We start from the raw sequence: 870 nt of genomic DNA, 5'->3' as shown, positions 1-870 counted from the left end.
GGTTGAACGAACCGACGATCGACTTGGTGGCAGCCGTGTTGTTGGCGTCGTTGTAGACCCAGTTTTCGCCGGAGAACGAAGCCGACTTGGCAATGCTCACGAGCTGGCTCTGCAGCTCCTTGATTTCCTTCTGGATCTTGCTCTTGTCAACACCCGGCTCGCTGGCGGCAACCAGCTTTTTCTTGATCTCGTCGACGACGTCCTTGGAGTTTTCCATGGCGGTGTAGGCAACGTCGGTCTTGGCAGCGCCGAGGCCAAGAGCGTCTTCAACGGTCGAGAGTGCCTTGTTGTCCGAACGCATGGTGGTTGCGATCGACCAGTAAGCGGCGTTGTCCGCAGCGCTACCGACGCGCAGGCCCGATGAGATGCGGTCCTGGGTGGTTTCCATCGAGGAATTGATCGAACGCAGGGTCTGAAGAGCCGACATTGCGGCGGTGTTCGTCATGATGCTGGTCATTGGCTGAGTGCCCCTTGTTGGCTGATTTGGAATGAAAAGGGACATTCCGGGATTACCGGGAAGCAGCGGTCAGCCTCATGCCTGTTAATGTTGATTAACCCGCCGTTTCGTTGGCCACAGAAAACACCATCGTGGTTAACAAATGCTGAAGCTCAGTCGATAATTTCGGCACGCGTGGCTGAAATAGACCAACAAAAAACCGCGCCTCTTGCGAAGCGCGGTTTCGATTTTCTGCAGTCGGGCGCGAGCCGGGACCCGCGCCGCCTGGCGCCCGCTTAGCGGAACAGCGACAGGATGTTCTGCGAGTTGGTGTTGGCGATCGTGAGCGCCTGGATACCGAGCTGCTGCTGCGTCTGCAGAGCCTTCAGGCGGGTCGACTCTTCGTTCATGTCAGCGTCGACGAGCTTGCCGAT

At 57.7% G+C, this 870-nt stretch carries 2 protein-coding genes; both read right to left on the bottom strand.

Going from position 1 to position 870, the window contains the following annotated elements; genetic code table 11:
* The coding region (locus ACTJKM_RS36035; protein ID WP_440661890.1) for a flagellin N-terminal helical domain-containing protein at positions 1-457 on the bottom strand (457 nt) is incomplete at its 3' end.
* A gap of 275 nt (positions 458-732) precedes the next feature.
* A partial coding sequence (locus tag ACTJKM_RS36030) for a flagellin (protein WP_440661891.1) occupies positions 733-870 on the bottom strand: 138 nt, incomplete at its 5' end.

The organism is Ensifer sp. 22460 (assembly GCF_052044935.1).
Classification (GTDB): Bacteria; Pseudomonadota; Alphaproteobacteria; order Rhizobiales; family Rhizobiaceae; genus Ensifer.
Note: the sequence above shows the minus strand (reverse complement) of the source record. Positions and strands in the feature narration are given on the sequence as shown.